Source organism: Bradyrhizobium sp. WBOS07, from assembly GCF_024585165.1.
Classification (GTDB): Bacteria; Pseudomonadota; Alphaproteobacteria; order Rhizobiales; family Xanthobacteraceae; genus Bradyrhizobium; species Bradyrhizobium japonicum_B.
On record NZ_CP029008.1, the window covers coordinates 1,426,301 to 1,447,130 of the forward strand.

Sequence of the window (20,830 nt, forward strand, 5' to 3'; positions counted from 1 at the left end):
GCGGTGCAAAGAGACGGTTTGCCGGGGAGGAACAGATGAAGCTGTCGCGACGGATGATCTTGCTGGGGGCCGGCAGCTTGCCCTTCGCAAGTGCGAGCTTGCGGACGGGCGCAATCGCCCAGACCATTGCTGCTGCGCCGGGCAACGAGGTGCCGCCGATCCTGTTCGTGCACGGCAATGGCGACTATGACGCGCTCTGGATGACGACCTTGTGGCGGATGGAATCCAACGGCGTTCCGCGCGAGCACATGGCCGCGATCAATTTCACCGATCCCAATGCGCGCACCGACGACAAGGTCGAGCAGGCGAACCGCTTCTCGACCGAGGACCAGCGCCGTGAGCTCACGGCTGCCATCGCCGAGCTCAAGCGCCGGACCGGAGCGGCGCGTGTCGCGCTGGTCGGCAGCTCGCGCGGCGGCTATGCCATTCGCAACGTGATCAAGAATGGCGGCGCCGGCGACGTCAGCCACGCCGTCTTGTGCGGCACGCCCAACCACGGCGTGTTTGCAACCGACGACCAGCCCAACAACGAATTCAACGGCCGCGGTGCGTTCCTGCGTGCGCTCAACGAGGGCGAGAGCGAGGTGACGCCGGGCGTCGCCTTCCTGACGCTGCGCAGCGACGGCATGGACAAATACGCCCAGGCCGACGGCCGTTTCATCGGCAAGCCCGGCACGCCGACCGGCGTCACCAACGAAGGGCCGGAGCTGAAGGGCGCCACCAACCTCGTGCTCGGTGCGCTCGACCACCGCGAGGTGGCCTTTCACCCCAGGGCATTCCGCGAGATCTACAAGTTCATCGCCGGCCGGGAACCCGCGCGCATCGCAATCGTGCCGGAGCCGGTGGTCAGGCTGAGCGGCCTCGTCACCGGCACGCCCGGCGGCGTGCCGACCAATCGGCCGGTGGCGGGCGCAACCGTCGATATCTTCCGCGTCGATCCTGATACCGGTGAGCGCAAGGGCGGCGCCTTGCACAGCGCGACCACGGGCGCCGACGGCCGCTGGGGGCCGGCGCAGGTCGAGCCGTCCTGGTCGCTCGAATTCGTTCTGACGTCGCCGGGCGCGCCGATCACGCACATCTATCGCTCGCCCTTCCCGCGCTCGTCGGACGTCGTCCATTTGCGCGCCGCACGGCCGCTCGGGCCGTCCGACAAGGACGCCGGCGCGGTCGTCATCATGTCGCGGCCGCGCGGCTATTTCGGCCGGCCGCGGGACGTGGTGCTGCTGGATGGCAAGGAGCCGGCCGACGTCAAGCCGGGCGTGCCGACCGATTCGGCGGCAACATTGCGGCTTGCAGCCGGCGAGGTTGGACGTAACATCGTGGCTCAATTCGGCGAAGAACGGATTGTGGCGCGGGCCTGGGCCGCCCAGGAGAACAGGATTGCGATTGCCGAGCTGACTTACTAGCTGTTTGCCTGCGTACACCCTGCGGGAGAGAGCCATGAATATCGCCAGCGTGCGTCGGCCCATCATCCCTCCGGCTCCTCCGCGTGCGCCCGACGACATGTCGTTCTTCGGCCGTCTCGCCGTGATCCGGCGCAACATGATCGCGACCTGGGGTCAGCGCGCCTATGAGGAAGGCGTCATCAAGGGCCGCTTCTTCCTCCGCAACAGCTTCATCCTGAACCAGCCGGACGCGATCCGGCACGTCCTGCTCACCAATTACGAGAACTACACGCGCACGTCGGCGGGCATCCGCATGCTGCGGCCGGTGCTGGGTGACGGGCTCCTGATCGCGGAGGGGCATTCCTGGACGTTCCAGCGCCGCACCCTCGCGCCGGCCTTCACGCCGCGCGCCACCGCGAACCTCGTTCCGCATATGACGGCGGTGCTCGACGAGACCATTGCCAAGCTGGACGCGCGCGTGGGGGAAGACATCGACCTGCGCGAGATCATGCAGCGCATGACGCTGGAGATCGCCGGGCGCACGATGTTCTCGTTCGGCATGGATCGGCATGGCGCGACCCTGCGCAACTTCATCATGGAATATGCCGCTCGGCTGGGACGGCCGTATCTGCTCGACATGGTGCTGCCGGTGTCCTGGCCGAGCCCGATGGATTTCGCCCGCGCCCGTTTCCGCAAGCGCTGGACCGAGTTCGTCGCCATGCTGATTGCCGAGCGGCGCGCAGCCGGCAAGAAGGACGGCGCGCCACCGCGGGACCTGTTCGATCTCATGGACGCGGCGCGCGATCCTGAGACCGGCAGGGGTTTTTCCGACGAGCAGCTCGTCGACGAGGTTGCGACCATGATCCTCGCCGGTCACGAGACCACGGCGACGGCGCTGTTCTGGGCGCTCTATCTGCTCGCGCTCGATCCCGACACGCAGGAGGAGGTCGCCTCTGAAACGCGCGGCGAGCATCTCGACAGCATGGCCGACATCGACCGGCAGAAGCTCACCCGCGCGGTGATCGACGAGACCATGCGGCTCTATCCGCCGGCGTTTCTGGTCGCACGCGCCGCGCGCGACAAGGACAATGCGGCCGGAATCGAGATCGGCAAGGGCGACATCATCATGATCGCGCCCTGGCTGCTGCACCGGCACGAGAAGCTGTGGGATCAGCCGAACGCGTTCATTCCAAAACGCTTCCTGTCGAACGAGGCGCCCGACCGCTTCGCCTACCTGCCGTTCGGCGCGGGACCGCGCGTCTGCGTCGGCGCGCCGTTCGCGCAAGCCGAATCCGTGCTGGCGCTGGCCCGGCTGATCGGTGCCTTCCGGGTCGAACTCGCCGATACCGCAAATCCCGTGGTCCCGCTCGGCGTCGTCACGACCCAGCCGGACCACTCACCCATGTTCCGCATCACGCGTCGGTAACAGGCGACTGTTTGGCCGGCGGCGTGATCGATCCGAGATAGAGTCCCGCCATGAGCGACATCCAGGCCCAGTTTTCCGTTCTGAAGCAGACCGCCGATCCGAAGGTGGTCGATGCGATCGTGCGCCTCATCGAGAATGGTGAGGATCACGAGCTCAACCGCGTCAACGTCCTCGATTTCTCCACGCAGCACGGCCTCGATGAGGAGCGCGCGATCTCCGCCTTCCTGCATTCGGCGCGGCTCGGGCTGTTCGATCTCGGCTGGAACGTGCTGTGCCCGGGATGCGGCGGCGTGCTCGGCGCGCATTCGACCCTGAAGGCGCTCAAGCCCGACGACTATCATTGCGCACTCTGCGCCTGCGGCTACAAGGCCTCCGTCGACGATCAGGTCGAGGTCTCCTTCACCGTCAACCCGCGTGTCCGGCGCATCGCGGCGCACGACCCCGATACGCTTCCGGTGTGGGACTACTTCAAGCAGGTGTTCTGGAGCTCCGGTGTCGACTTCAACAAGGAATCGTTCGCGACGCTTGCCAACGAGGTGACGCTCGACACGATGGAGCTGCCGGCAGGCGAGAAGGCGACCATGTCGCTGCAGCTGCCGAGCGACTTCGTCATCATCTTCGAGCCGGTGACGCACGCCGCCCATTTCATCGACGTTCAGGGCGAGCCGACCAAGGACCGGCAGCAGCTCGCCATCATGTACAACAAGGTGCAGGCCCCAACCGGGACCACGACCATGCGACCCGGCCCGCTGCGGCTGTCGCTGGAGAACCAAGCCGGCGTGCGCGTGTTGCCGTCGGTGTTCATCGCGGCCGAAGCGCTCCACCATCTCATCGGCAAGCGCAAGCCGTTCCTGACCGCCAAGCGGATGCTGTCGAACCAGACCTTCCGCGACGTGTTCAAGGCGGACAATCTCAGTCTCGATCAGCGGCTCCAGATCACCTCGCTCACCTTCCTGTTCACCGATCTGAAGGGTTCGACCGCGCTCTATGAACGGGTCGGCGATCTCGCCGCCTTCGACCTCGTGCGCGCGCATTTCCATGCTCTGCTCGGGATCATCTCCTCCGAGAAGGGCGCGGTGGTGAAGACCATCGGCGATGCCGTGATGGCGACCTTCGTCCGTCCCGAGCACGCCATCGTCGCTGGCCTGCGGATGCGCGCGGCCATGGACGAGCTCAACAAGCAGCGCGGCACCGACGATCTCATCGTCAAGATCGGCATCCATGAAGGCCCTTGCCTCGCGGTGATGCTCAATGAGCGGCAGGATTATTTCGGCCAGACCGTCAACATTGCCGCCCGCGTGCAGAGCCTGTCGACAGCGCAGGAAATCCACATCACCGGCCCGGTGCTCGACGCGCCCGCGGTCGCGGAAGTGCTGGAGCAGCGCGCGATCAAGCCGATCCAGAAACAGGCGGCGCTGCGCGGCATCGCCGACAAGATAGTGGTGTACGAGATTCCGTGAGTTGCTGTCGTCCCTTGCGAACGCAGGGACCTATATCGCGTGATTTCTGGAATGGGCAGGATGCTGAATGCGCAAGTCGCCGCCACACTTCGGTCTGTGGTTACGGGTCCCTGCGTTCGCAGGGGCGACATTTGAAGGCTAGTCGCACTACTCGCGCCCGATGCGCAGCGGTCATATTGCCGAAACGTAATGCAGTGCGGGGAACTGACGCACGTTGCGCCGGTTGAGTTTCCTGCTCATATAATACCAGTAACAGCCCGCGCTCCTCGCGGCTGCATCGATTTCGAAGGACCACTATGCTCGACGGCCTGCGCCAATTCATCGCCGACATTGTCGCCCCCCATGACCAGAGCCGCACCTTCGCTGACAGCGACTATCGGTTGGCGGCGACCGCGCTGCTGGTCCACGTGGTCTCACTGGACGGCCAGCCGACGGCCGCCGAGCGGCGCAAGCTGCACAGTCTGATCGAAAGCCATTTTGGGCTCGATCACGGCGCTGCGGATCGCCTGATCGCGGACGCCACCGAGGTCGAGGGCGAGGCGGTGGACCTCTATCACTTCACCAGCATCATCATGCGCTCGCTCGACGAGGAGGGTCGCAAGCGCATCGTTCGGATGATGTGGGAGCTGGTCTTTGCCGACGGCCAGGTCAGCGAGTTCGAAGACAACGTCGTCTGGCGCGCCTCCGATCTGCTCGGGATTTCCCAGCGGGACCGGATCGAGCTGAAGCATATTGTGGCCGAGCGTGTCGGTGGCCAGGGGAAGGATGCGCCGTCGACGGCTGACCCTATCCCGCCTGGTGGATTGCTTCCCACGCGAGCCACATGACGAAACTTTAAGGTGGGCCGGGCGGCCCTGCTTGGCTGATTCGCCCGCGAATGCCTGTCCTTCCTGCTCCCCTGTCGCCCGCTCAAGCCGCCATTCCGCCGGCGCCGCTTGCCTGTCGCGCTCGGCTTATGCTCTCGTTCAGCCATTGCGGGGCCAAAGACTTCCATTCAAGAGACTTCGATCGTGACTGAGCGGGTAACGTTGATCACCGGGGCCTCTGCGGGCATAGGGACGGAGCTGGCGCGCGTATTCGCCACCAACGGACATCGCCTGGCATTGACGGCGCGGCGCGCGGATCGATTGGAGGCGCTCGCGCGCGAACTCGCGGCCAAGGGCGGCAAGAAGCCGATCGTGATCGCCTGCGATCTCGAGGACCCCGCCGCCGGCGAGACGATCGCGGCGGCGCTCGCCGCCGAGGGCGTCGAGCTCGACCACCTCGTCAACAATGCCGGCTTCGGCGTGTTCGGCGATGCCATCGAGCGCGACCGCGACGAGCAGATCGGGATCGTCGATGTCAACGTGCGGGCCCTGACGGATCTGTCGCTGCGCTTTGCCGATCAGCTCATCAGGAACAAGGGCGGTCTTCTCAACGTGGGCTCGGTCGCGGGCTTCCTGCCCGGTCCCGGCATGGCCGTCTATTATGCCTCCAAGGCCTACGTGATTTCCTTCACCGAAGCGCTCCGGGCCGAGCTCGCGCCGCGCGGCGTTCGCGTTACCGTGCTTTGCCCGGGCCCCGTGCCCACCGAATTCCAGGCGCGCGCCGGCGTCGGGTCCCAACACGATACCGCCCTTCTCAATGTTTCAGCCACCGATGTCGCGCAGGAGGCGTATCGTGGCCTGATGGCCAACAAACGGGCAGTGCTGCCCGGTCTCGGCATCAAGATTGTGCCGTTGGCGCTGCGCTTCTTCCCGCGCGGCTTCATCCTGGCCGCGACGAGCCGGTTCCAGAGGCGCAGGCATTAGAGAATCCTGGAGCTCCCGTAATGGCCCGGAGCTTGCTTCACCTTCGATCTGTGCGCGAACTCACACGATGTTAACCGTCGCTTAGCTATGCTGGCGGTCTGAACCGATAGCACTCGCAGAGGCCATGTCGTTCCGGACGGACAGGTTTGGTGGCGCAGAATTGGTGCCCTTCCGAAAGAAGGCGCCGAGCGCTGCCGCACCCGAAAGCCGTTTGCCGGTCTTGATCGTCCTGCATCAGGAATGCTCGACCCCGGGCCGGGTCGGCAATGCGCTCCGCGCGCGTGGCCACGCCCTGGACATTCGCCGTCCCCGCTTCGGCGATCCGCTGCCGGAGACGCTCGACGAGCATGCCGGCGCCGTCTTCTTCGGCGGCCCGATGAGCGCCAACGATCCCGACGACTACATCCGGCGCGAGATCGACTGGCTCGAGATTCCGCTGCGCGAGCAGCGGCCGTTCCTCGGCATCTGCCTTGGCGCCCAGATGCTCGCGATGCAGCTCGGTGCCCGCGTCGCGCCGCATGCCGATGCGCTGACCCAGATCGGTTACTACCCGATCCGCCCGACCGCCGCGGGCCGCGCGCTCTGCCCGGCCTGGCCGGCTCAGGTCTATCACTGGCACCGCGAGGGATTCGAGCTGGCGGCCGGCGCCGAGCTGCTCGCGGAGGGCGACGATTTTCCGGTGCAGGCGTTCCGCGCTCGCAATGCCTTCGGGGTGCAGTTTCATCCTGACGTGACCTACGCGATGATGCATCGCTGGACCACGCGTGGCTACGACGGCTTCAGCGCGCCCGGAGCGCGGCAGCGGCATCATCATTTCGCGGATCGTGCGGTCTACGATGCCGCAGAGCGCGCCTGGCTCGATCACTTTATCGACCGCTGGCTGGCGCGGCGGCCGGTGCTGGCCCAAGCCGCCGAGTAACCTGCGCCCTTCACGCAGGCTCTTGGCGCAAGTCCTCGCGCCGCTCCCTGATATGCTAGGCTCTCCGCCAACGAGCGCGCACCAATGCGTACCGGCAAACAAGGGAGAGCGTCATGGCCTACGAGCACATTCTCTATGAGGTGAGCGACAAGATCGCGACCATCACGCTCAATCGCCCTGATCGCATGAATGCGTGGACGCCGACCATGGAGCGCGACGTGCGTCATGCGATGGAAGCCTCAAGCGCCGACGACAATGTCCGCGTCATCGTGCTCACCGGCGCGGGCCGCGCGTTCTGCGCCGGCGCCGACATGGATGCGTTGAAGGGGCTCGACCCTGACGACGTCAGGCGCGCCTCGAACCTGCCGCCCTTCGACATGAACCGCCGTCCGGACTGGCAGACGCGCTACGGCTATTATCCCTCGATCAAGAAGCCGGTCATCGCCATGCTCAATGGCGCCACCGCGGGCATCGGCCTCGTCCACGCGCTCTACTGCGATCTGCGCTTTGCCGCCGACAATACGGTGTTCACCACAGCCTTCGCGCGGCGCGGACTGATCGCCGAGCACGGCATCAGCTGGATGCTGCCGCGCATCGTCGGTCATGCCAATGCGATGGATCTCCTGCTTTCGGCGCGGCGCGTGTCGAGCGAGGAAGCCCTTCGGATCGGGCTGGTGAACCGGCTCTGCTCGCCTGAAAGGCTGCGCGAGGAGACCTACGCCTATGCCCGCGATCTCGCCGATGTCGTCTCGCCGAGTGCGATGGCCGTGATCAAGCGCCAGCTCTACGAGGTGCCGTTCCAGACCCTGGCCGAGGCGACGATCGAAGCCAACCGGGAGATGATGGTAGCGCTGGCCGGCAGCGATTTCCGGGAGGGGGTGGCGAGCTTCATGGAAAAGCGGCCGCCGAGATTTACGGGGAGGTAGGGGGAGGTTTTGGTAAACAGTCCGTCTTCGCCCTGCGGGCTACGCCGGACACCACGCTTCGCCCTTCAGGCTCCGTCGTGGCTGCGCCACGCGTAGCCCGGAATGGTTCGGCTGGACATGTTGGATTTGCTGAGCCGGTCCGTCTTCGCCCTGCGGGCTTCGCCGGACACCACGCTTCGCCCTGCGGGCTCCGACGTGGCTGCGCCACGCGTAGCGCGGAATGGTTTGGCTGGACATGTTGGATTTGCTGAGCCGGTCCGTCTTCGCCCTGCGGGCTACGCCGGACACCACGCTTCGCCCTTCAGGCTCTCTCGTGGCTGCGCCACGCGTAGCCCGCAGGGCGAAGCGTGGTGGAGCCAGGCGGGATCGAACCGCCGACCTCGTCATTGCGAACGACGCGCTCTCCCAGCTGAGCTATGGCCCCTTTTGCTGGCCGCTCTGGTCAATGCGGCCGACAACCGGGCGCCATTTAAGTCCCCGCCAAGGTCAAGTCAAGGACGGGTGTCACCCGGTTTTAGCCATTCGGGGCGCGACTCCCTTGTTTGGGCGGGGGGGAACCGATATCTAGCAAAAGGCGTCATCCGACCGCCGCCCGAATTATCAAAAGCCAGAGTCTTCAAACGCCATGCGTGCCGTTCTCGACATCGTCATCATCGTGCTCGACCTCTACGTCTGGCTGCTGATCGCCTCCGCGATCCTGTCCTGGCTGATCGCCTTCAACGTCGTGAACACGCGCAACCAGTTCGTGTCGGCGGTGGCGGAGTTCCTGTACCGGATCACCGAGCCGGTGCTGGCACCGATTCGCAATTTCCTGCCCAGCCTCGGCGGCCTCGACATCTCGCCGATCATCCTGATCCTGATCATCATGTTCATCGAGCGAGTGATCCTGTACTACATCTACCCCAACGTGGTCTGAGCGGGCTGGAGCGCCTTGGTTGCCCGAGAAGCCGGCAAGGAGCCTTGGCGCTACGCGGCCGCAGGAATCAGCATCGCATTGCGGGTGACGCCGCGCGGCGGCCGCGACGACATCGACGGGATCGAGCAGCTGGCCGATGGCCGCAGCGTGCTCAAGGTGCGGGTGCGCGCCATCGCCGATGGCGGCGAGGCCAACAAGGCCGTGCTGGTCCTGCTGGCGAAATCGCTCGGCGTTCCCAAGGCCAGCGTGAGACTGCTGTCCGGTGCCACCTCGCGGCTGAAGCAGATCGCGGTCGACGGCGATCCGGCACGGCTCGGCGAAGCCCTACACCAGCTCGTCGCGGCCAAATCGAAAGACTGAGGGAACTGACATGACCGCCAAGATTATCGATGGAAAAATCATCGCCGCCGAGCTGCGCGCCCGCGTCGCCGACGAGGTCGCCCGGGTCAGGCGCGAGCACAATCTGGTGCCGGGCCTTGCGGTGGTTCTGGTCGGCAACGACCCCGCCAGCGAGGTCTATGTCCGCTCCAAGCACACCCAGACCCAAGCCGCCGGCATGGCCTCATTCGAGCACAAGCTGCCGGCCGACGTTTCGCAGGCAGACCTCCTGGCGCTGGTCGAAAAGCTCAACCGGGATCCCGCCGTGCACGGCATCCTGGTGCAGCTGCCGCTGCCGAAGGGTCTGAACACGGAAGCCGTCATCAACGCCATCGATCCCGCAAAGGACGTCGACGGCCTGCATCCGAACAATGCCGGCCGGCTCGCCGGCGGCTTCCAGGCGCTGTCGCCGTGCACGCCGCTCGGCTGCATCATCCTGACCAAGAGCGTGCACGCTTCGCTGGAAGGCATGAATGCCATCGTCATCGGCCGCTCCAATCTGGTCGGCCGTCCGCTGGTGCAATTGCTGTTGAACGAGAACGCCACGGTGACGATCGCGCATTCGCGCTCGCGCGACCTGCCCGGGCTCGTGAAGCAGGCCGATCTCGTCTATGCCGCGGTCGGCAGGCCCGAGATGGTGCGCGGCGACTGGCTGAAGCCGGGCGCGACCGTGATCGATGTCGGCATCAATCGCATCCCGAAGGAGGACGGCAAGACGCGCCTCGTCGGCGACGTCGCCTATCAGGAAGCCCTTGAGGTGGCCGGCGCCATCACGCCGGTGCCGGGCGGCGTCGGTCAGATGACGGTAGCCTGCCTACTGGTGAATACGCTGCGCGCGGCCTGCGCAATCGCGGGGCTGCCGAAGCCTGCGGTGTGAGTTTTCGTGCCCCGGACGCAGCGCAGCGCTTCCTTGGCGATGCGAAGCATCGTCCAGTAGCGGTGCGCCGCTGAGCCGGGGCCCAGTGGCGGCGTGGGTCCCGGCGCTGCGACGCGTCACGCTGGACAATGCTTCGCATCGCCGGGACGTGCCGCATCGCGTCCGGGACACGGATGCCTCAGCCCTTCTTCTTCTTCTCGCGGTCCATGCCTTCGAGGATCAGCTTGTGCGCCTCCTCAGGGCCGCCCCAGCGCAGGATCTTCACCCATTTGCCCTTCTCGAGATCCTTGTAGTGCTCGAAGAAGTGCTGGATCTGCTGCAGCGTGATGTCGGGCAGGTCGGAGTAGGACTTCACCTTGTCGTAGCGCTGCGTGAGCTTCGACGACGGCACCGCCAGAATCTTCTCGTCGCCGCCGGCTTCATCCTCCATGAACAGCACGCCGACCGGGCGCACGCTCATGACGGCGCCGGGAATGATGGCGCGGGTGTTGACGATCAGGACGTCGCAGGGGTCGCCGTCATCCGACAGGGTGTGCGGGATGAAACCGTAATTGCCGGGGTAACGCATCGGCGTGTAAAGGAAGCGGTCGACCACCAGCGTGCCGGCCTCCTTGTCCATCTCGTATTTGATCGGTTCGCCGCCCACGGGGACTTCGATGAGGACGTTGACTTCGTGCGGCACGTTTTTCCCGATCGAGATCGCATCGATACGCATTCAAGGCTCCGTTGTTGCCGAGGTAAAATCGCGCCCGGCAGCCGATTTTGGCGCTGTCATACGCGGGCTTGGCCCGCTGATCCATCGCGTTTTTGTGAAATAATGAATCCGGAAATCACCGGCGCAAAGGCAGCGGTATCGACGGACAGGAAACGCTGCCGTTTCTGCTTTCAGCAGCTCAATTGGTCCAAATCTAGTTGGTCCAGGCGAAGGCAACCTTGTCGAGCGCCTTCGGCCCGAATCGCTCCGACGAGCGCGCCACCATACGGCCCCCGAGCGCCCGGTAGAACTCGGTCGCGGGGTCGTTGTCCGAGAGCGCCCACACCACCATGCTCTTCAGCCCGCTCTGCATCAGGTCGCGGCGAGCGGCGGCGAACAGGCGACGGCCGAAGCCGAGGCCCTGGAATTCCGGGCGCAGATAAAGCTCGTAGATCTCGCCGTCGAAATGCAGGCTGCGGGCGCGGTTGCGACCGTAATTGGCATAACCCGCGATCTTGTCGCCGAACACCAGCACGCTGACGCGGCTGCCCTTGCGGATCGCACTGTCCCACCATTGCGGGCCGCGGCGGTTGATCAACTTTTCCAGCTCGGCACCGGGAATGATGCCCTGATAGGCGGAGCGCCAGGCTTCGTCATGCGTGGACGCCACCGCAGTTGCATCTGCAGCTTTGGCCGGCCGGACCTCGATCAGGGTTGTGCTCATGGACACAATCAAACCAAGTCGCCGCCTCGGCGGCAAGTCCTATCGTTAATTATCGGTTAACGTGTGGACTTTGTGCATCAGTGTCTTAACCATGTTGTGCCGAAAAAAGACAGGATGCCGACTCAAATCGCCTCGGCACGCCGTGCGTCGGTGCAAAACTCGTTCTGCGGGAATGAATGAACGACAATGGCAGGGCAAAAAGTCCGCCCAGAGTGATTCGTTCCAACTAGTGTGGCGGTCGCTTCTCGTGTCGCCCTCGGCCATTCATGCGGCTCCTCAAGATCATCCCGCTCCTGCCTCTGCTGGCCTTGCTGGCTGCGTCGCCTCTGTGCGCCCAGGTCACGTCTGGCCCGTCCGGCGAAGAGGGCGAGCCGCTTCGCCGACAGAAATGGCTTGTCCCCTCGCCGGATACCGGCATCGCCGCCTATGCCGTGCTGTTTCGCCCCGCCGGCGCAGGTCCGTTCCGGCTTGCGGTCATCGCGCACGCCTCAACGCAGAATGGCTTGCGTCGGGCGCAGATGCCACAGCCGGAATACCGTCCGCTTGCCGCCTATCTCGTCGCGCGCGGCTATGCCGTGCTGGTGCCGGAGCGGCTCGGCCATGGCGCGACCGGCGGCCGCTATGTCGAGGATCAGGGCGGATGTGACGAGGCCGATTATGCGCGTTCGGGCCGTGCAACGGCCGGGCAGATCCGGCTCGCGCTGGACCATTTGCGAAAGCAGGATTTCATTCGCAAGGAGGCCGCGATCGTGATCGGCCATTCCGCCGGCGGCTGGGGCGCGCTGGCGCTCGCCGATGCCGACCCGAAGACGATCTCCGCCATCGCGGTGTTCGCGCCGGGGCGCGGCGGCCATGCCAATGATGAGCCGAACCGGATCTGCGCACCAGCCAAGCTGCTTGCCGCTGCCGCGGAGTTCGGCAGAGGCGCGCGTATCCCCGTCACATGGCTCGTTGCGGGCAATGACAGCTACTTCGCGCCGGCATTTTCGAAGAGCCTGGCCGAGGCGTTTCGCGGGGGTGGCGGCAAGGTGGACTTCCGCACCTTGCCGGCGCTCGGCGGCGAGGGGCATTGGATGATCGAGAGCGAAGCCGGGGTCAAAGCCGCAAGCGGGGATCTCGCGCGTGCGCTGAACCCGGACCGGCCGAAGGCGACCAAGAAGCCATGACGCCGTATGTTCTGGTCAAGTTTCTGCATGTGCTCGGCGCCATCGTCGTCCTCGGCACAGGCACCGGCATCGCCTTCTTCATGCTGATGGCGCATCGTACCAACGATGTGGCGTTCATCGCACGCACGGCATCGGTCGTGGTGATTGCGGATGCGATCTTCACGTTCTCCGCCGTGCTGCTCCAGCCGGTGACGGGCGGCCTATTGATGATGCTCTCGGCGATACCGATCACGGAGCACTGGCTGCTCGCCTCGCTGGCACTTTACGCCGTCGCCGGCCTGTTCTGGATTCCCGTCGTATTCATGCAGATCGAGATGCGGGATCTTGCGCGCCAGGCTGCCGCCGATCAGCGCAGTGCGCTGCCGCCGCGCTATTTCGTGCTGTTCCGCCGGTGGTTCGCATTCGGCTTTCCCGGTTTCGGCGCGACGATGCTGATCCTCTGGCTGATGATCGCAAAACCGTTTTGAGAAGCAAGATGAGTGAGCGAACCATTCTGGTGCTCGGCGCCTCCGGCCTGATCGGCCGCTTCGTCACCGACGATCTCCGCGCGCGGGGATTCCGCGTCGTCGGCGTGGCGCGCAGCCTGTCGCCGTCGCAAAGAATGAGCGCGTTGGACATCGAGCTGCCGATCCTTTCGCTGGATGCAGCTGCGCTGGCGCGGCTCCTGCGCGAGCACGCCGTCGACGTTGTCGTAAATTGCCTCGGCGTGCTTCAGGACGGACCAGGCAGCGATACGGGCGCCGTGCATCGCGATTTCGTCGCGCGGCTCCTTGCCGCGATCGGTAACAGCGGCCGCGCGATCCGGCTGGTGCACACCTCAATTCCGGGAGCGGCGGAGGCCGACCGCACTGCGTTTGCGACGACCAAGCGCGAGGCCGAGCGCCTGATCGCGGCGTCCGGCATTGCCCACGCCATCCTGCGGCCCGGCTTCGTCATCGCGCCCGCGGCCTACGGCGGCAGCGCCTTGCTCCGCGCGCTCGCGGCCTTCCCGTTCGATCTTCCAGGCAAGGAGATGGCAACACCGTTCCAGCCGGTCGCGGTGGAGGAAATCTCGGCCACCATCGCCTGGCTCGCCGCGCGGGACATCGACGACGCGTCCGTGAACGCGGTGAGCTGGGATCTGATGCAGGCAGAGCCGGTCACGATGGCTGGCGTCATCGAGCAATTTCGTCGCGCGTTCGGCACATCCGGCTGGCCGCGCATCGCGATGCCGACGATCCTGCTCGATCTCGGCGCCAGGATCGGCGATCTCGCCAGCTATCTCGGCTGGATGCCGACGATGCGCACGACGTCGATTGCCGAGTTGCGCCGGGGCGTGCGCGGCGATCCCTCGGCCTGGATCGCCGCCACCGGCATCAGGCCGAAGGCGCTTGCCGAGACGATCGGCCGTCATGCCGCCACCATCCAGGACAAATGGTTCGCCCGCCTGTTCCTGATCAAGGCGCTGATCTTCGCGAGCCTGGTCGCGTTCTGGCTCGTCTCCGGCTTCATCGCGCTGTTCGTATCTTATCGGGCCGCCGCCGGCATCCTGACCGCGCACGATTTTCCGCCGGCGCTGGTCGATCCCATCACTGTCGGCACCAGCCTGATGGACATGAGCATCGGCGTGCTGATCGCCTTCCGCCGCACCGCGGCCACGGGCCTCGTTGCGGGCATCGTCGCTTCGCTCGGTTATATGGTCGGCGCGGCGATCCTGACGCCCGACCTCTGGATCGAGCCGCTCGGCGCGCTGGTCAAGACCGGTCCAGCGATCGTGCTGATGCTGGTCGGCCTCCTGATGCTGGATAATCGCTGATGCCCCAATGGCGCGACGACGACGTCATCCTGTTCGACGGCGTCTGCATCTTCTGCTCGCGCTGGGTCCGCTTCGTGGCCAAGCGCGACACCCGGAAGCGGTTTCGTTTCACGCCGATCCAGTCGGACTATGGCGCACGTTTGGCGCGCACATTCGGCATCGACCCCGCTGATCCCGACACCAACGCGGTCGTCCACGGCGGCGAAGTATTCACGAAGTCCGACGCCGCACTGACCGTGCTCTCGCAGCTTCCCGGCTGGCGCTGGGTGCGGGCGCTTTTCGCGGTGCCGAAGCCGCTGCGCGACGTCATCTACAGCCTCGTCGCGCGCAACCGCTATCGCATTTTCGGGAAGTACGAGGCCTGCTTCGTGCCTGATGGTGATTTGCGGGGCCGAGTGATCGAGTGACGCGACCGGGACGACATTGGTAGGGAGGCTAGCGCTTCCCGATTGCAGCCAGCACTTCCGCAGCCGCGCGTTCCCCGCTGTCCCGTGCGCCATGCGCCGTCGTGAAGAACGTCGGCGACGTCGCCTCGCCGGCAAAGAACAGCCGCCCGTCCACCGGCGCGGCCAGCACGGCACGATCGCCTGCGTGGCCGGGCAGGGCGTGCGAATACGATCCCTGCGCGAACGGATCGCGCGCCCAGCGTGACGCGTAGAGCGGCTTCAGCTTGCGCCGGATATCGTTGCCGAGGAAGCCCGCGATCTCGCTGATGGCTTGCGCGGCGATGGCACCTTCGCCGGAATCCTCCAGCGCGCGGGCAAAGCTGCCGCCGAAAAAGCCTTCGATGCAGGGCTGGCCGAACGGACGGATGTGGTAGGTGCCCATCTCGGTGCGCATGGTGGCGCCGCGCAGATTGGCTTCCTTCGGAAAGGCTTCGGGGTCCTCGAGCGCCAGCGTCACCTTGTCGTCTACGCCGAGCGGCAGGCCGGCTGCTGCCTCGACCTTGGACGGCAATCGCGGCGAAAAGCGCAACGTCTCATCGGCGATAAGGTTGGTCGGTACGGTGACGATCGCCTTGTCCGCGGTCAGCGCGCCCTGCGATGTCTCGATGCGGATGCGCTTGCCGGAATGATCGATCAGCGTGACGTTGCAGTTCAGGGCCACCGGGCAGGGTGCGCCATAGGCCGAAACAAGCGCGCCATAGCCGCGGCGGACGCGCCAGTTCAGGTCGGTGTCCTCATAGGCGTCCCAGTCGAGCGTGGACATGTCCTTCAGCTCGCAGCCGTTGATGTAGGTCGAGATCGCGTCGATCATGGGATTCCAGCGATTGCCCACTTCGAGGCTCAGGCTCGCGGGCTCGTCCTGGCCCTTTTGCGCGGCTTGCCAGAGGCGCTCATAGAACGCGTCCATCGCGCGCATGAAATCGTCGCGCTCGGCTGGCGGAAACGCGTTGCCATAGGCGCGCTCGCGCCAGGGCGGCAGGTCCTTATTGAGCTCGAAGCCAAGCTGCCGTGCGATCGCGACGAAGGAATTCTTGTCGGCAGAGTGCAGCCAGCCGCAGCCAACGTCGAAGGTGACCTCGGGCGAGGCCTGCACCGTCCAGGCCCGGCCGCCGAGCCTGTCACGCGCCTCCAGCACGATCGCCGAGAGGCCGGAGTCCGCCAGCGCATGCGCCGCGCCGAGGCCGGCGGCACCGGCGCCGATGATCGCGACGTCGACGGAGGAGGGGAGGGAGCTCATGGGCGGGCTCTAGCACGTTCGGGATACGCGCTAAAGGCATCACACACCAGGTGTCATCACCCGCGAAAGCGGGTGAACCAGTATTCCAGAGGCAGTCGTTATAGGGCCGAGAGAGCGCGGCGTACTGGATGCCCCGGTCAAGCCGGGGCATGACAGTGAATGAGAGCGGCAGCCTTACGCCACCGCTTCCTTGGCCTTTTCCGCGCGCTTGCGCTCGTTCGGGTCGAGGTGCTTCTTGCGCAGGCGGATCGACTTCGGGGTGACCTCCACGAGCTCGTCATCCTCGATATAGGCGAGCGCCTTCTCCAGCGTCATGCGGATCGGCGGGGTCAGGCGTACGGCTTCGTCCTTCGAGGTCGTGCGGATGTTGGTGAGCTGCTTGCCCTTGAGCACGTTGATCTCGAGATCGTTGTCGCGGGTGTGCTCGCCGACGATCATGCCCTTGTAGACCTTCCAGCCCGGCTCGATCATCATCGGGCCGCGATCTTCCAGCTTGAACATGGCATAAGCCACCGCTTCGCCCTGGTCGTTGGAGATCAGCACGCCGTTGCGGCGGCCCTGGATCTCGCCTTTGTACGGCGCGTAGCCGTGGAACAGGCGGTTCATGATCGCGGTGCCGCGGGTATCGGTGAGCAATTCGCCCTGGTAGCCGATCAGGCCGCGGGTCGGCGCGTAGAACACCAGGCGCTGACGGTTGCCGCCCGACGGCTTCATCTCGATCAGCTCGGACTTGCGCTCGCTCATCTTCTGCACGACGACGCCGGAATGCTCCTCGTCGACGTCGATCACGACCTCCTCGATCGGCTCCAGGGTGGCGCCGGTGGCCTCGTCCTTCTGGAACACGACGCGCGGGCGCGACACCGAGAGCTCGAAGCCTTCGCGGCGCATGGTCTCAATCAGGATCGCGAGCTGCAATTCGCCGCGGCCCGAGACTTCCATCGCGTCCTTGTCGGCGGCTTCGACCACGCGCAGCGCGACATTGCCTTCGGCCTCGCGCAGCAGGCGGTCGCGGATCATGCGGCTCGTCACCTTGTCTCCTTCGGTGCCGGCGAGCGGGGAGTTGTTGACGATGAACGACATCGACACGGTCGGCGGATCGATCGGCTGCGCCGGCAGCGGCACCTCGACGGTCGGATCGCAGAAGGTGTCGGCGACGGTGCCCTTGGTCAGGCCGGCAATGGCGACGATGTCGCCGGCTTCGGCTTCATCGAGCGGCGTGCGCTCGAGGCCGCGGAAGGCCAGGATCTTGGTGATGCGCCCGGACTCGACCAGCTTGCCGTCGGCGTTCAGCACCTTGACCTGCTGGTTCGGCTTGAGCACGCCGGAGGAGATGCGGCCGGTGATGATGCGGCCGAGATAGGGATTGGCTTCCAGGATGGTGCCGATCATCTTGAACGGACCTTCCTCGACCTTGGGCGGCGCGACGTGGCGCAGGATCAGGTCGAACAGCGGCTCCATGCCCTTGTCCTTCGGACCCTCAGGGCTGTCGGCCATCCAGCCCTGCTTGGCCGACCCGTAGAGGATCGGGAAGTCGAGCTGCTCCTCGCTGGCATCGAGCGCCGCGAACAGGTCGAACACCTCGTTGATGACTTCGGTCGGGCGCGCGTCGGGGCGGTCGACCTTGTTGATGACGACGATCGGCTTCAAGCCGACCTTGAGCGCCTTGGAGACCACGAACTTGGTCTGCGGCAGCGGGCCTTCTGCGGCGTCGACCAGCACCAGGGCGCCGTCCACCATGTTCAGGATGCGCTCGACCTCGCCGCCAAAATCGGCGTGGCCGGGGGTGTCGACGATGTTGATGCGGGTGTCCTTCCACTGCACCGAGGCCGCCTTGGCCAGGATGGTGATGCCGCGCTCGCGCTCCAGGTCGTTGGAATCCATGGCGCGATCCGTCACCTTCTGGTTCTCGCGGAACGTGCCGGACTGCTGGAGGAGTTTGTCGACCAGGGTCGTCTTGCCGTGGTCGACGTGGGCGATGATGGCAACGTTACGAAGATTCATGAGTGAGCTTCTTTGCGGTCGAACAATGGGTTAAGCGCGATCTCGCCGGTCAGACCGGGACCTCTTCTCGAAACAACGCTGGAAGACTGGAAACGGGGCGCTTTCCGCCCAAAAAGGAAGCCCGGCCATCTTGACCGGGCGCCCTGCGCGTTGCGGCGCAATATATGCAAAAACCGCCAAAAAACAATGCGTTCTTTGGGCCTTGGTTGACTGAATTTTGCCCGGGAATCTCCGGGGCTTAGCGATCGTTGCGGGCCGGCGGGGCCTTTCGCCCCATGATGGCCGCCCAGATCAGGACGACGCCTCCGATGCCGATGACCAGCCCCAAGAACACCAGCGACGCCATGTCGGAGGGGATCCGGCCACCGTCGACCACCGCCATTCCGCCGAACAGGAGCGCGCACAGCCCCGGCAACAGCATGAAGATCCCGGCGATCGCCATCAACGCGGTCAGGCAGCCGCTGCGCTTTTCCTTCGGGGCAGGAGGCGGCCCCGAAGGAGCCGGCGGCGGTGGGTCGCTGATGCTCATGCCTGCATGACTCCTTCGCTTGCCTGCGCGGCCAGCGCCGCGCGGATGCCGTCGATCTTTCCGTTGCGGTAGAACAGATTGTAGGTGTCGAACGGAATGATCGCGCCCTGCTCCGTCACGAAATGGATGCAGCTGCGCTTGACGTTGCCGACGCAGAAATTGAAGCGGTCGAGAAACTGCACGATGGTGACGCGGAAGACGTTCTCGTAGGACAGCCCGTCCGGCACCTGAAAGCTCGGCAGGCAGCACAGGAGTTCGCAGACGCGCTCGCTCGTGTTCAAAGGCCCCGACGACAGCGAGAACAGATCGACGAATTTTTCCCGCAGCATCGGATATTTCTCCGGGCTGATGGTGTTGGGCATCACCGCGACCAGCTGTTCCTGCGGGATCAGCGAAGTCAGCGGCAGCACCTTCTCGCCGTTGCGCAGGCCATAGCCGATCGAGATGCTCTCGGGATTGCAGGGCAGCGGAATCATGTCCTTGTCGCCGAACACGCCGGTCTCGATCACGCGCTTGCGGATCTCCGACAGCATGATGCGGTCGGTCTTGCCGTCGAAATTGTCGTTGCGCCCGGCGTCCTGTACCGGCTGCAGCGTGACGCCGCGCACGCATTTCCAGGTGAGTGCGTGGCGGACGATGTCGCCGATCTCGGCATCGTTGACGCCGCGCTTGATGGTCGCGACCAGCGTGGTCGACACGCCGTAATGCTCGAGATTTTCCAGCGCCTGCTGGCGGATCCTGCGCAAATCCGCGCCGCGCAGATCGACCAGCGCGTCGCGCTGCAGCGAATCGAACTGGAGATAGACCTCCAGCCCGCGCTTGTTCTCGGCCAGCCGCGCCACGAAATCCTTGTCGCGCGCGACGCGCAGGCCGTTGGTGTTGATCATGACGTGGCGGATCGGACGTGCGCGCACCGCGTCCAGGATCGCGAAGAAATCCGGATGCAGCGTCGGCTCGCCGCCGGAGATCTGCACGAGATCGGGCTCGCCCTCGCTTGCGACCAGCGCGTTCAGCATCTTCTCGATCGTTGCGAGCGGGGTGAATTTGGTTCGTGCCGGCGAGGATTCCGCAAAGCAGACCGGGCAGGTCAGGTTGCAGTGCTCGGTGATCTCGATCAACGCCAGGCACGAATGCTGCTCGTGGTCGGCGCAGAGCCCGCAATCATAGGGACAGCCGAATTCGGTGCGCTGCTGGAATTGCAGCGGCCGATCGCCGGGCTTGATGAAATCCTTGCACAAGCGCCAATAGGCGGCATCGGTCGACACCAGCGTGGACTGGACGCCGTGCTCCCTGCAGCGCTTTTCGTACCAGACCTCGTTGTCCTGGATCTGGATCTTGGCCGGCACCAGCTGCAGGCAGGTTTCGCAGAGAGATTGGGTCTGGCCCCAGAAAATATAGGGACGCGACTTACGCAACGGCGCGTTCATGCAAGTAACTCACTTTGCAAGCGTCTCGCTTTGGACGCCGTCGCCAGCATGACGCCGGCGTAGAGCAGGATGGACAACGACAGCAGGTGAAACAGGGTGAAGGGGCCGATCAGCGTGCCGTAGGGCTTGAGGAATTCCCATAGGAAGCGTTGCGCTCCATAATAGGCGAGCGCCAGGTAGAAACCATTGGTGATCGTGAACGCGTTCCGGTTCAAGACCGCCAGCACATAGACGAGCGCGAACAGGGCCATGGCCGCGCTCTCGTAGAGCTGGACGGGATGGCGCAGAACGCCGTCGCCGAAATCATGGCCGAAAGGCAGCGTGGTCGGCGTGCCATAGGTGAAGTCGTCGAGGCCTGCGAAATAGCAGCCGAGCCGGCCGATCGCGATGCCGACGGCCAGCGGCAGCGCAAACCGCGCGCCGGTGCGCAAGGTGATGCCGGCGGTCCATTTGTAGAGCTCGATCGCCACGATGCCGCCGGCCAGCGCGCCCTCGACCGAGCGCGCAATGCCGCTCTGACCCGACAGCCACAGATTGGCGGAGCCGAACAGATAGGCGCCGAGGCCCGCGCCGAACACCAGAGCGGCGATGTAGGGCAGCGCCGAGGATTGCGCCGGAAACCGCAAACCCCGTCGCGCCAGCCCGTAGGCGGCCGCGGCCGCCCCCAGCCACGCCAAGACGTCGAAGATGGTGTGAAGCAAAGCCCCGCTCATGCCGGGGATACTAGCCAAGTT

Annotated in this window: 21 protein-coding genes and 1 tRNA gene; 14 read left to right on the forward strand and 8 right to left on the reverse strand. The window is 65.3% G+C overall.

The genetic code is table 11. The features are described from left to right. Positions 1-35: 35 nt before the first annotated feature. From DCM79_RS06715 to DCM79_RS06745, 7 genes are all read left to right on the forward strand, one after another. On the forward strand, positions 36-1,406 hold the full coding sequence (locus DCM79_RS06715; protein WP_257179195.1) for a hydrolase: 1,371 nt from the start codon (positions 36-38) through the stop codon (positions 1,404-1,406). A gap of 34 nt (positions 1,407-1,440) precedes the next feature. Then, positions 1,441-2,811, forward strand: a complete 1,371-nt coding sequence (locus tag DCM79_RS06720; RefSeq protein ID WP_257179196.1) for a cytochrome P450 — start codon at positions 1,441-1,443, stop codon at positions 2,809-2,811. Positions 2,812-2,861: 50 nt separating this feature from the next. Further along, positions 2,862-4,271: an adenylate/guanylate cyclase domain-containing protein gene (locus tag DCM79_RS06725; RefSeq protein ID WP_257179197.1), complete on the forward strand. Its 1,410-nt coding sequence runs from the start codon at positions 2,862-2,864 to the stop codon at positions 4,269-4,271. A gap of 296 nt (positions 4,272-4,567) precedes the next feature. Beyond that, positions 4,568-5,098 carry a TerB family tellurite resistance protein gene (locus DCM79_RS06730; protein WP_257179198.1) on the forward strand — a complete coding sequence of 177 codons (531 nt, stop codon included), beginning with the start codon at positions 4,568-4,570 and terminating at the stop codon, positions 5,096-5,098. A 183-nt stretch (positions 5,099-5,281) separates the two neighbouring features. Next, a complete protein-coding gene (locus DCM79_RS06735) occupies positions 5,282-6,061 on the forward strand; it encodes an SDR family oxidoreductase (RefSeq protein ID WP_257180711.1) in 780 nt (259 codons plus the stop codon). 124 nt (positions 6,062-6,185) lie between these two features. Then, entirely contained in the window at positions 6,186-6,980 is a 795-nt protein-coding gene (locus DCM79_RS06740; RefSeq protein WP_257179199.1) for a glutamine amidotransferase, read from the forward strand. A 113-nt stretch (positions 6,981-7,093) separates the two neighbouring features. Further along, on the forward strand, positions 7,094-7,906 hold the full coding sequence (locus DCM79_RS06745) for an enoyl-CoA hydratase (RefSeq protein WP_257179200.1): 813 nt from the start codon (positions 7,094-7,096) through the stop codon (positions 7,904-7,906). A gap of 348 nt (positions 7,907-8,254) precedes the next feature. Here DCM79_RS06745 and DCM79_RS06750 read toward each other — a convergent pair. Further along, positions 8,255-8,330: transfer RNA gene (locus tag DCM79_RS06750), tRNA-Ala, on the reverse strand. Between the two features lie 201 nt (positions 8,331-8,531). Here DCM79_RS06750 and DCM79_RS06755 point away from each other — a divergent pair. Genes DCM79_RS06755 through folD form a run of 3 tightly spaced genes read left to right on the forward strand, consistent with a single transcriptional unit; the run spans position 8,532 to position 10,077 of the window. Then, positions 8,532-8,822 carry a YggT family protein gene (locus tag DCM79_RS06755; RefSeq protein WP_028133372.1) on the forward strand — a complete coding sequence of 97 codons (291 nt, stop codon included), beginning with the start codon at positions 8,532-8,534 and terminating at the stop codon, positions 8,820-8,822. A gap of 15 nt (positions 8,823-8,837) precedes the next feature. Further along, positions 8,838-9,182 (forward strand): DUF167 domain-containing protein, encoded by a 345-nt coding sequence (locus DCM79_RS06760; RefSeq protein WP_257179201.1) that lies wholly within the window; start codon positions 8,838-8,840, stop codon positions 9,180-9,182. Positions 9,183-9,192: 10 nt separating this feature from the next. Then, positions 9,193-10,077 (forward strand): bifunctional methylenetetrahydrofolate dehydrogenase/methenyltetrahydrofolate cyclohydrolase FolD, encoded by an 885-nt coding sequence (folD, locus tag DCM79_RS06765; RefSeq protein WP_257179202.1) that lies wholly within the window; start codon positions 9,193-9,195, stop codon positions 10,075-10,077. A gap of 178 nt (positions 10,078-10,255) precedes the next feature. Here the strand turns inward: folD and ppa are convergent, their stop codons facing one another. Next, complete coding sequence (gene ppa, locus DCM79_RS06770; protein ID WP_194405349.1) at positions 10,256-10,792, reverse strand: inorganic diphosphatase; 537 nt, start codon at positions 10,790-10,792, stop codon at positions 10,256-10,258. Positions 10,793-10,985: 193 nt separating this feature from the next. Continuing rightward, positions 10,986-11,495: a GNAT family N-acetyltransferase gene (locus DCM79_RS06775; RefSeq protein WP_024338772.1), complete on the reverse strand. Its 510-nt coding sequence runs from the start codon at positions 11,493-11,495 to the stop codon at positions 10,986-10,988. A 266-nt stretch (positions 11,496-11,761) separates the two neighbouring features. Here DCM79_RS06775 and DCM79_RS06780 point away from each other — a divergent pair, with 266 nt between their 5' ends. The 4 genes from DCM79_RS06780 to DCM79_RS06795 are packed head-to-tail and all read left to right on the forward strand — an operon-like array spanning position 11,762 to position 14,863. After that, positions 11,762-12,661 carry a dienelactone hydrolase family protein gene (locus DCM79_RS06780; RefSeq protein WP_257179203.1) on the forward strand — a complete coding sequence of 300 codons (900 nt, stop codon included), beginning with the start codon at positions 11,762-11,764 and terminating at the stop codon, positions 12,659-12,661. Beyond that, positions 12,658-13,128, forward strand: coding sequence for a DUF2269 domain-containing protein (locus DCM79_RS06785; protein WP_257179204.1), 471 nt, complete (start codon positions 12,658-12,660; stop codon positions 13,126-13,128). The genes DCM79_RS06780 and DCM79_RS06785 overlap by 4 nt, the downstream gene beginning before the upstream one ends. An 8-nt stretch (positions 13,129-13,136) precedes the next feature. Further along, positions 13,137-14,456 (forward strand): SDR family oxidoreductase, encoded by a 1,320-nt coding sequence (locus DCM79_RS06790; RefSeq protein WP_257179205.1) that lies wholly within the window; start codon positions 13,137-13,139, stop codon positions 14,454-14,456. Next, the gene (locus tag DCM79_RS06795) at positions 14,456-14,863 is read left to right on the forward strand and encodes a thiol-disulfide oxidoreductase DCC family protein (RefSeq protein ID WP_257179206.1); all 408 of its coding nucleotides are present in this window, start codon (positions 14,456-14,458) and stop codon (positions 14,861-14,863) included. Before DCM79_RS06790 ends, DCM79_RS06795 begins: the two co-directional genes overlap by 1 nt. A gap of 28 nt (positions 14,864-14,891) precedes the next feature. On the opposite strand, the gene DCM79_RS06800 is transcribed toward DCM79_RS06795, so the two are convergent. The 5 genes from DCM79_RS06800 to DCM79_RS06820 all read right to left on the reverse strand — a co-directional run bounded on the left by DCM79_RS06800 (position 14,892) and on the right by DCM79_RS06820 (position 20,809). Continuing rightward, entirely contained in the window at positions 14,892-16,139 is a 1,248-nt protein-coding gene (locus DCM79_RS06800) for an NAD(P)/FAD-dependent oxidoreductase (RefSeq protein WP_257179207.1), read from the reverse strand. A gap of 174 nt (positions 16,140-16,313) precedes the next feature. After that, on the reverse strand, positions 16,314-18,140 hold the full coding sequence (typA, locus tag DCM79_RS06805; RefSeq protein WP_257179208.1) for a translational GTPase TypA: 1,827 nt from the start codon (positions 18,138-18,140) through the stop codon (positions 16,314-16,316). Positions 18,141-18,378: 238 nt separating this feature from the next. Continuing rightward, positions 18,379-18,669, reverse strand: coding sequence for a hypothetical protein (locus DCM79_RS06810; protein ID WP_257179209.1), 291 nt, complete (start codon positions 18,667-18,669; stop codon positions 18,379-18,381). Beyond that, positions 18,666-20,096, reverse strand: a complete 1,431-nt coding sequence (locus DCM79_RS06815) for a radical SAM protein (RefSeq protein ID WP_257179210.1) — start codon at positions 20,094-20,096, stop codon at positions 18,666-18,668. The genes DCM79_RS06810 and DCM79_RS06815 overlap by 4 nt, the downstream gene beginning before the upstream one ends. After that, a complete protein-coding gene (locus DCM79_RS06820) occupies positions 20,093-20,809 on the reverse strand; it encodes a prolipoprotein diacylglyceryl transferase (RefSeq protein WP_257179211.1) in 717 nt (238 codons plus the stop codon). Before DCM79_RS06820 ends, DCM79_RS06815 begins: the two co-directional genes overlap by 4 nt. Between the last annotated feature and the right edge of the window lie 21 nt (positions 20,810-20,830).

Excerpts from the sequence above, each read along its gene's own strand:
- folD (WP_257179202.1), top strand. The coding sequence starts at position 9,193 with ATGACCGCCAAGATTATCGATGGAAAAATCATCGCCGCCGAGCTGCGC.
- DCM79_RS06755 (WP_028133372.1), top strand. The coding sequence starts at position 8,532 with ATGCGTGCCGTTCTCGACATCGTCATCATCGTGCTCGACCTCTACGTC.
- DCM79_RS06715 (WP_257179195.1), top strand. The coding sequence starts at position 36 with ATGAAGCTGTCGCGACGGATGATCTTGCTGGGGGCCGGCAGCTTGCCC.
- DCM79_RS06795 (WP_257179206.1), top strand. The coding sequence starts at position 14,456 with ATGCCCCAATGGCGCGACGACGACGTCATCCTGTTCGACGGCGTCTGC.
- typA (WP_257179208.1), bottom strand. The coding sequence starts at position 18,140 with ATGAATCTTCGTAACGTTGCCATCATCGCCCACGTCGACCACGGCAAG.
- DCM79_RS06800 (WP_257179207.1), bottom strand. The coding sequence starts at position 16,139 with ATGAGCTCCCTCCCCTCCTCCGTCGACGTCGCGATCATCGGCGCCGGT.
- DCM79_RS06745 (WP_257179200.1), top strand. The coding sequence starts at position 7,094 with ATGGCCTACGAGCACATTCTCTATGAGGTGAGCGACAAGATCGCGACC.
- DCM79_RS06725 (WP_257179197.1), top strand. The coding sequence starts at position 2,862 with ATGAGCGACATCCAGGCCCAGTTTTCCGTTCTGAAGCAGACCGCCGAT.
- DCM79_RS06775 (WP_024338772.1), bottom strand. The coding sequence starts at position 11,495 with ATGAGCACAACCCTGATCGAGGTCCGGCCGGCCAAAGCTGCAGATGCA.
- DCM79_RS06815 (WP_257179210.1), bottom strand. The coding sequence starts at position 20,096 with ATGAACGCGCCGTTGCGTAAGTCGCGTCCCTATATTTTCTGGGGCCAG.
- DCM79_RS06810 (WP_257179209.1), bottom strand. The coding sequence starts at position 18,669 with ATGAGCATCAGCGACCCACCGCCGCCGGCTCCTTCGGGGCCGCCTCCT.
- DCM79_RS06740 (WP_257179199.1), top strand. The coding sequence starts at position 6,186 with ATGTCGTTCCGGACGGACAGGTTTGGTGGCGCAGAATTGGTGCCCTTC.
- DCM79_RS06780 (WP_257179203.1), top strand. The coding sequence starts at position 11,762 with ATGCGGCTCCTCAAGATCATCCCGCTCCTGCCTCTGCTGGCCTTGCTG.
- DCM79_RS06785 (WP_257179204.1), top strand. The coding sequence starts at position 12,658 with ATGACGCCGTATGTTCTGGTCAAGTTTCTGCATGTGCTCGGCGCCATC.
- DCM79_RS06820 (WP_257179211.1), bottom strand. The coding sequence starts at position 20,809 with ATGAGCGGGGCTTTGCTTCACACCATCTTCGACGTCTTGGCGTGGCTG.
- DCM79_RS06790 (WP_257179205.1), top strand. The coding sequence starts at position 13,137 with ATGAGTGAGCGAACCATTCTGGTGCTCGGCGCCTCCGGCCTGATCGGC.
- DCM79_RS06730 (WP_257179198.1), top strand. The coding sequence starts at position 4,568 with ATGCTCGACGGCCTGCGCCAATTCATCGCCGACATTGTCGCCCCCCAT.
- DCM79_RS06720 (WP_257179196.1), top strand. The coding sequence starts at position 1,441 with ATGAATATCGCCAGCGTGCGTCGGCCCATCATCCCTCCGGCTCCTCCG.
- ppa (WP_194405349.1), bottom strand. The coding sequence starts at position 10,792 with ATGCGTATCGATGCGATCTCGATCGGGAAAAACGTGCCGCACGAAGTC.